This is a genomic window from Actinophytocola sp., assembly GCF_050699915.1.
Lineage (GTDB): Bacteria > Actinomycetota > Actinomycetes > Mycobacteriales > Pseudonocardiaceae > Actinophytocola.
Map to the genome: position 1 here is coordinate 48612 of NZ_JBOHGA010000012.1, position 8063 is coordinate 56674.

Below are 8063 nucleotides of genomic sequence, written 5' to 3' on the forward strand. Positions count from 1 at the left end.
CTCAGAACTCCTTGACGTGCTCGAACGGCTCCCGGCAGGACTCGCAGCGGCGCAACGCCTTGCACGCGGTCGCCGAGAACCGCGACAGCTCGGTCGTGTCCGCCGAGCCGCACCGCGGACAACACACCCGCGACACCGGCGGCGTCAGGTTCAGCGGGACCGGGCCCGACCGCGGTCCGACGCGCGACGGCGGCGCGATCCCGTGCTCGGCGAGCTTGCGCCGGCCGGCCTCGCTGATCCAGTCGGTCGTCCACGCCGGGCTCAGCACCGTGCGCACCTCGACCTCGCCGTACCCCGCGGCGCCCAGCCGCCGGCGCAGGTCCGCGCGCATCTCCTCCAGCGCCGGGCAGCCGGTGTAGGTCGGCGTGATCTCCACGACCACCCGGCCGTCGTGCTCGGAGACCGACCGCAGCACCCCGAGGTCCGCGAGCGTCAACACCGGCAGCTCGGGGTCCAGGACCGACTCGGCAACGGAACGCGCGCTCACGACATCCCCTCGCAGGCTCGGTGATGCCGCTCGCGGTCGCCCTGTGACATCTTGTTCGCTCGCAAGCTCGCTCACCACACCGCTCCCGGCAGCGAGCGGGCCAGGTGCTGCATCTCGGCGAGCAGGTAGCCCAGCGCCTCGGTGTGCACGCCGTCCCGCCCGGTCCGGCCCGCCACCGCGGCCATCGCCGCGACATCCGGCCGCTCCAGGCCGGCGGCGGTGAGCACGCGGTCGAGCACGCTGTCCACTTCGGACCGCACGGTAGCCGGGTCGACCGCGACGCCGGGCAGCCGCTCCTCGATCTCGTGCGTGGCGAACAGCTCGGGCACCAGCGGCCACACCTTCGTCAGGCCCGCGGTCATCCGCTCCCGCGAGTACTCGGTGCCGCCGACGAGCCGCAGCGTCCACTGCGCGGCGTGGTCGCGGTGGTAGGCCAGCTCCTTGACGCCCTTCGCGGCGATCGCGGCGAGCACCGGGTCCACCGACGACGCCAGCTGCTCGAAGATCGCCAGCCGCCAGCTCGAGAACACCAGCAGCCGCGCGATGGTCGTCGCGAAGTCGCCGCCGGGGCCGGGTCCGCAGTCGAGCTCCACCAGTCGCACGTTGCGGAACTCGTGCTCGGCGCGCAGGTAGGCGAGCGCGTCCTCGTCCCGGCCGGCGTCCTCGACCTCGCCGGCGCGCGACAGCAGCAGCCGGGCCTGGCCGAGCAGGTCGAGCGCGATGTTCGCGAGCGCCACGTCCTCCTCGAGCTCCGGCGCGCGCGAGCACCACTCGGTGAGCCGCTGGGACAGGACTAGCGCGTCGTCGCCGAGCATCAGGCAGTACGTGACCAGGTCCGCGGTGTCCACATGGGACGGCAAGGCACGGTCCACGTCGGCGAGCGGGTCGTCGAAACCGGTGCCGAAGGCCCAGTGCCGCTCGTCGTTGTCCTCGGTGATCGCCTCGTAGGCGTTATCAAAGCTCACGACGGCCCCTCGCAGGCTCGGTGCCGCCGCTCGCGGTCGCCCTGTGTCTTTGACTCGCTCGCAAGCTCGCTCATAGGTGCGGCACGTCTTCCGGAATGGAGTAGAACGTCGGGTGCCGGTAGACCTTGTCCCCGCTCGGCGCGAAGAACGGGTCCTTCTCGTCCGGCGAGGACGCGGTGATCGCGTCCGCACGCACCACCCAGATGCTCACGCCCTCGTTGCGCCGGGTGTAGAGATCGCGTGCGTTGCGCAGCGCCATCTCGTCGTCCGGCGCGTGCAGCGACCCGACGTGCACGTGGTTCAGCCCCCGCTTGCCGCGGACGAAGACCTCGTAGAGCGGCCAGGCCGACCGGGGCCCGCTCATGCCACGTCCTCCCGAACGGCGGCCTGCTTATCCGCGTAGGCCGCGGCGGCCTCGCGGACCCAGGCGCCGTCCTCGTGCGCCTTGCGCCGGTGCGCGACCCGCTGCTTGCTCGACGGGCCGTTGCCGCCGACGACCTGCCAGAACTCGTCCCAGTCGATCTCGCCGAAGTCGTAGTGCTCGCGCTCGGCGTTCCACGCCAGCGCCGGGTCCGGCAGCGTGACGCCGAGCGCCTCGGCCTGCGGCACCGACATGTCGACGAACTTCTGCCGCAGCTGGTCGTTGGTGTGCCGCTTGATCCGCCAGGCCATCGACTGCTCGGTGTTCGACGACGCCTCGTCCGACGGCCCGAACATCATCAGCGACGGCCACCACCAGCGGTCCACGGAGTCCTGGACCATGCGTCGCTGCGCCTCGGTGCCGCGCATCATGGTCATCAGCAGCTCGTAGCCCTGGCGCTGATGGAAGGACTCCTCCTTGCAGATGCGGATCATCGCCCGGGCGTAGGGGCCGTAGGACGTTCGGCAGAGCGGGACCTGGTTGCAGATCGCCGCGCCGTCGACGAGCCAGCCGACGACACCGACGTCGGCGAAGTTCAGCGTCGGGTAGTTGAAGATCGACGAGTACTTCTGCCGGCCCTCGACGAGCTTGGTCGTCAGGTCCTCGCGGTCCGCGCCGAGCGTCTCGGTCGCGGCGTACAGGTAGAGCCCGTGGCCCGCCTCGTCCTGCACCTTGGCGAGCAGGATCGCCTTGCGGCGCAACGACGGCGCGCGGCTGATCCAGTTCGCCTCCGGCTGCATGCCGATGATCTCGGAGTGCGCGTGCTGCGCGATCTGCCGGATGAGCGTCTTGCGGTAGCCGTCGGGCATCCAGTCCCGCGGCTCGATCCGCTGCTCGGCCCCGACGATGCGTTCGAACTCCTGCTCCAGGTCCACGGCCCGATGTTACACCTCTGGGCACCAGAATCAGATAGGTGTCACAAAAGACCGGATGCCCCGTCCGACGCGGAGGACGGGGCATCCGGCGAAGCGGAGGTCATCCACGCGGATCGAACGGGATGCCCTCCGGCTTGGCCTCCTCGAGGTTGCTCGCGAAGGCACCGTCCTTGATGGCCAGGCTGGCCGAGCCGAAGTCCGCGCCGACGAGCTTGTCCCGGATGCCCTGGGGGAAGTTGTCGAAACTCACCAGGGCCGGGTACTGCCAGGCCTTCTTGTGGTTCTCCGGCGCCTCGCCGCCACTGGCCAGCCGGAACGCGTGCGTGCCGCCGCCATCCTTGTGGTAGACGATCTTCGCGTGCGTCCCGCCCTCGAAGGCGACGGCGGAGGCGGGCTTCGTCGAGTAGTCGCCGTGCGCGGACGTCGAGACGAACTCGACCTGGTCCTGGTTCACCCACACGACGACGTGCTCGATGTCGTGCCGGTGCCCGCAGCAGTCGACCCCGGGCACGGCCTGGTCCTTCTCGAAGTACAGGTCGTAGAGGTGGGCGCACCAGCCGTTGTTGCACTTCGAGCGCGCGTAGGAGTTGGTGTTGTCCAGGTCGGACTCGTCGTGGCAGTTGCCGTTCAGCGCGCCGGAGTTCTTCAGGCCGGGGGCGACCGTCCCGTCCGGCCCGATCGCGGGCGTCGAGTAGCACCCGTCCTCGTCGTAGTCGAACGCCGGCTGGAACCTGGCGTCCGCGTCCGTGGCGCTCGCGGGCAGCGCGGCCGGCGGTTCGGCCCAGGCCACGAACGGGATGGCGACGACCATCGTGAGCGCGGCGACCGTCGCGCTCACGCCGAACGACAGCTTGCCCATCCGCGTCCTGCTCATCGAATCAGTCCCTCGATCGACAGCGCCACGACGTTTCGAGGGTAAATGACCGACATCACAGATGCATGGGAATCCAGCAACCAACAAAGATCAAGAAATTGTGCTAAGCCGCCCGAACCCGGCGCAGCGCCCAAACGGACGGCACGAGCACGGCCCAAACGGCGAGCAGCGTCAGCCCGACCGGCAGCAGCGTCACGACCGCGCCACGGCCGGCCACCCGCACCAGCTCGGGATCGTCCTGTCGGTACTCGACCTCGACGACGTCGCCCGCGTTGAGCCCGGCCGGGTACAGCACGCCGGTCTGCGGGACGTACTCGGCGCCGTCCGGGGTGTAGAAGCGGACCAGCGTGCGCGTCACGGAGTCCGACACGACCTCGGCGTTGGCGTAGCCGGTGTTCCGGTCGATCGCGATGTCCTCGGTCCACGCGGCGACCACGAACACCACGCACAGGAAGGTGACCACGCCGCCGAGGGCCAGCAACACGCGCGAGACGACGCGCCGGAGACGCCTGCGCCGCTGCGCCGGCGCGAGGTTCTCGTGCTGCACCACCACGCCGCGAGCCTAGCTGCCGCGGCCGGCGTGCGGCCGTGCGGAGTGACCGTTGCGGCCACTCGGCCGAATGGTGAGAAAGTAACCCGAAAGGATTAGTCCCTTCGTCGGGTCCGCTGGTAATTCACTTTACGTAAGATCCCGCATCGCGTTGAGGTCACCCGGCCGGATGACCCGCGCGTTTTGAGGGATCCCTGGAGGACCTGTTGCAACGGAGAATTCTCGTCGGCCTGACGAGTGTCGCCATGGTGGCGGCCGGGCTGACCGCATTGGTGTCGGGAGCGCAGGCAGCGCCCCCGGCCAACCCAACGAGCACGGCCCACGAGACGCACGGCGTCGACGACCTGCCCAGCCCCGCCGAGGAGAAGCGCCGCGCGATGCGCCAGGAGGCGCTCTCCGACGTGCTGTCCGGCAAGCGCGAGGCGGTCAAGCGCGGCTCCAGCACCGTCGTGAAGATGGGCAAGAAGCCGGCCGCCAAGGCCACGGCGAAGTCCAAGAAGGCCGGTCAGGTCGACCAGTACGTCGAGCTGGGTCGCGAGAAGACCGACAAGATCTTCGTGGTCCTCGTCGAGTTCGGCAACGAGCGGCACCCGGACTACCCGGACCAGGACACCGACCCTGACACGCCGGGGCCGGCCCGCTTCGACGGTCCGCTGCACAACGAGATCCCCGAGCCGGACCGGTCGAAGGACAACTCGACCATCTGGCAGGAGGACTACAGCCGCCAGCACTTCCAGGACCTGTACTTCTCGAACGACCCGGACGTCGACTCGGTCAAGAACTACTACGAGAAGCAGTCCTCCGGCCGGTACTCCGTCGACGGCACGGTCAGCGACTGGGTGAAGGTCAAGTACAACCAGGCCCGCTACGGCCGGTCGGGTGGCTTCCCCTGCGGCAGCAACGTCTGCAGCAACTCGTACAACATGGTCCAGGACGGCGTGACCGCCTGGTACGACAGCCAGATCGCGGCCGGCAAGACGCCGGAGGAGGTCAAGGCGGAGCTCGCGCAGTACGACGTCTGGGACCGCACCGACTTCGACGGTGACGGCAACTTCGACGAGGCCGACGGCTACCTCGACCACTTCCAGATCGTGCACGCAGGCGGCGACGAGGCCGACGGCGACCCGGTCTACGGCGAGGACGCCGCGTGGAGCCACCGCAGCTTCGTGTTCCAGGGCACCACGACCGGTCCCGAGGGCAACCTCCAGGGCGGCTCGCAGGTCGGCACGACCGGCCTCTGGGTCGGCGACTACACGATGCAGCCGGAGAACGGCGGCATCGGCGTGTTCGCGCACGAGTACGGCCACGACCTCGGTCTGCCGGACCTGTACGACACCTCCGGTGGCGGGCAGAACCACGTCAACTGGTGGTCGCTGATGGCCCAGCAGCGGGTCTCCGGCCCGGGCGAGACGCTCGGCTCCCGGGTCAACGACATGGACCCGTGGTCGAAGCTGCAGCTCGGCTGGTTCGACTACGAGACCGTGGTCGCCGGCCAGACCAAGACGCTGAACCTCGGCCCGCACGAGTACAACTCGGCCAAGCCGCAGGGCGTCGTGGTCGTGCTGCCGGACAAGGACGTCACGTTCGACTACGGCGCACCGTTCGCCGGGGCGAACCAGTGGTGGTCCACCAGCGGTGACGACCTCGACAACACCATGACCCGCGAGGTCGACCTGACCGGCAAGACGTCGGCGGCGTTGACACTGAAGGCGCGCTACGACATCGAGGCCGACTTCGACTACCTGTACGCGCAGGCGTCGGCGGACGGCGGTGCGACGTGGACGTCGCTGGACGGCACCGTCGGCGGCAACCCGTTCGGCAAGGACGCCAACAACGACCCGGCGGTCACGGGTACGTCCGAGAACCAGTGGCTGGACATGAACGTCCCGCTCGACCAGTTCGCGGGCCAGACCGTGCAGCTGCGGTTCCGGTACAAGACCGACGGTGGCGTGGCGCCTCCGGGTTTCTTCGCCGACGAGATCTCGGTCGTGGCCGACGGCCAGCCGCTGTTCACCGACGGCGCCGAGGAGGGCGAGGGTGCCTGGACGCTGGACGGTTTCCGGACCGCGCAGCAGACGGAGACCCTGCCGTTCGACCAGTACTACCTCGCGTCGAACCGGACGTACGAGTCCTACGACCAGTACATGAAGACCGGCCCGTACAACTTCGGGTTCCCGGACAAGCCGGACTGGGTCGAGCACTTCCCGTACGAGACCGGTCTCGGCGTCTGGTACTGGGACACCTCCCAGCCCGACAACAACACGAGTGAGCACCCGGGCGAGGGCCTGATCCTCCCGGTCGACGCGCACGCCGCGCCGATCTACAACCTGGAGGGCCAGGCGTGGCGCGAGCGGATCTCGGGCTACGACGCGCCGTTCTCGCTGCACAAGTCGGCGACGTTCACGTTGCACGTCAACGGGAAGCCGAGCCTTGTCCGCGGCCAGAACGCGGTCCCGCTGTTCGACGACACGAAGAAGTACTGGTACGAGGAGCAGCCCACCGCGGGCGTCAAGCTCCCGGCCACCGGTACGACGATTCGGGTGCAGTCGGAGCAGGGCACCTCGATGAAGATCCGGATCGGCAAGAAGTAGTTACACATCCCTGAACACCGGGCCTCTCACGTCTACGTGGGAGGCCCGGTGTCGTTTGTCCACAGTCGACCGAGTTGTCCACAGGAACGCCGCGACGACGGGTTTCGTCGGTGTAGACAGATAGACTTGGCGTTGAGGGGTGCCCCCGGAGAGGGTGGGGGCTGCCATCCAGAGGGTCGCTTCGAATGGCGGATTCGAGCGAGGGTTCGGGGCCACATCACGGCCGGGCGTAGGCCTCGGGGGCGCGGCACGCATGGCGAGGCTCGGGCGCGGCTTTGCGAGCTGGGCGTCTGGGCGGAGGCGTCGGGCCGGCCGGGCGGCGGGCTCCTCGGGTCCTTGAGGTAGCCGTGGCCGGGCGAGATCGAGAGTTCGCGCGTCAGCGGAGGGCGGCGTCGGCCACCGTGGCTCGGAGGCGGGCGTGCAGGTCTCGGAGCAGGGCGCGGTTCGAGCGGACCTCCACGACCCGCAGGCCCCTCGCCGGGGTGAGGGCCTTGGGCAGTTCCGCCCGGTCGGTCACCGCCGTGTGGGGCACGTGGTAGCCGGCGCAGAGAGCCGCCAGGTCGGCGCCGTGCGGGGTGCCGAACACTCGCTCGAACCCGCGCTGGTACTCCGCCGCGCCCTGCTCCAGCAGCGTGAAGATCCCGCCGCCGTCGTCGTTGTGCACCACCACGGTCAGGTCCGGCCGCCGCTCCCGCGGGCCGACCAGCAGGCCGTTGAGGTCGTGCAGCAGGGTCAGGTCGCCGATCAGCGCGTACGCCGGACCGTCCTGCCCCAGCGCGACGCCGGCCGCCGTCGACACGTTGCCGTCGATGCCCGACACGCCCCGGTTGGCGTAGACCCGCAGGTCCGACCGCGGGTCGGCGACGAGGTCGACGTCGCGGACCGGGTTCGACGAGCCCAGGAACAGCGTCGCGCCGGCGGGCAGCGCCTCGACCACGTCCGCCGCCAGCTGAAGGCCCGTCGGCCACGGCTCCTCGCCCAGCATCTTGTCCACGGCCGTCGCCGCACTCGCGGCCGCGCCTCGCCAGGCCGGCAGCCAGTCCTGGTCCAGACCGTCCACCTGCGACATGTCGTCGAGATCCAGCCAGCCGCGCACATGAGTCGCCACGTACTGCGGGTCGGTCCACTGTGGATGGTCGCCGATCCCGTACACCGGCACCCGGCCCATCAGGCCGCGCACCCCGCGCGACAACGTGGGCCGCCCGACCACCACGACCGCGTCCGGGCGCAGCGCCGGCGGCAGCTCGCCCGCCGACAGCAGCAACGCGCCGCACCGCAGCACCGCCGCGCCGCCCGACAT

At 69.9% G+C, this 8063-nt stretch carries 8 protein-coding genes; 1 reads left to right on the top strand and 7 read right to left on the bottom strand.

Translation table 11 applies throughout. From position 1 onward, the window contains the following. Nucleotide 1: 1 nt before the first annotated feature. The 6 genes from paaD to ACRDSK_RS04080 all read right to left on the bottom strand — a co-directional run bounded on the left by paaD (nucleotide 2) and on the right by ACRDSK_RS04080 (nucleotide 4175). Nucleotides 2–487: a 1,2-phenylacetyl-CoA epoxidase subunit PaaD gene (gene paaD / locus ACRDSK_RS04055; RefSeq protein ID WP_431438517.1), complete on the bottom strand. Its 486-nt coding sequence runs from the start codon at nucleotides 485–487 to the stop codon at nucleotides 2–4. Between the two features lie 71 nt (nucleotides 488–558). Further along, nucleotides 559–1452 (bottom strand): 1,2-phenylacetyl-CoA epoxidase subunit PaaC, encoded by an 894-nt coding sequence (gene paaC / locus ACRDSK_RS04060; protein WP_431438518.1) that lies wholly within the window; start codon nucleotides 1450–1452, stop codon nucleotides 559–561. Between the two features lie 70 nt (nucleotides 1453–1522). Further along, a complete protein-coding gene (gene paaB / locus ACRDSK_RS04065) occupies nucleotides 1523–1816 on the bottom strand; it encodes a 1,2-phenylacetyl-CoA epoxidase subunit PaaB (RefSeq protein WP_431438519.1) in 294 nt (97 codons plus the stop codon). Beyond that, entirely contained in the window at nucleotides 1813–2748 is a 936-nt protein-coding gene (paaA, locus tag ACRDSK_RS04070) for a 1,2-phenylacetyl-CoA epoxidase subunit PaaA (RefSeq protein ID WP_431438520.1), read from the bottom strand. Before paaA ends, paaB begins: the two co-directional genes overlap by 4 nt. Before the next feature lie 100 nt (nucleotides 2749–2848). Next, nucleotides 2849–3622, bottom strand: a complete 774-nt coding sequence (locus ACRDSK_RS04075; protein ID WP_431438521.1) for an NPP1 family protein — start codon at nucleotides 3620–3622, stop codon at nucleotides 2849–2851. Between the two features lie 103 nt (nucleotides 3623–3725). After that, nucleotides 3726–4175, bottom strand: a complete 450-nt coding sequence (locus tag ACRDSK_RS04080) for a DUF3592 domain-containing protein (RefSeq protein WP_431438522.1) — start codon at nucleotides 4173–4175, stop codon at nucleotides 3726–3728. 203 nt (nucleotides 4176–4378) lie between these two features. Between ACRDSK_RS04080 and ACRDSK_RS04085 the strand changes: the two genes are divergently transcribed. Then, nucleotides 4379–6763: an immune inhibitor A domain-containing protein gene (locus tag ACRDSK_RS04085; protein WP_431438523.1), complete on the top strand. Its 2385-nt coding sequence runs from the start codon at nucleotides 4379–4381 to the stop codon at nucleotides 6761–6763. A gap of 376 nt (nucleotides 6764–7139) precedes the next feature. Here ACRDSK_RS04085 and ACRDSK_RS04090 read toward each other — a convergent pair. Beyond that, nucleotides 7140–8063 (bottom strand): thiamine pyrophosphate-dependent enzyme (locus ACRDSK_RS04090; protein ID WP_431438524.1); only part of this gene is annotated, 924 nt, incomplete at its 5' end.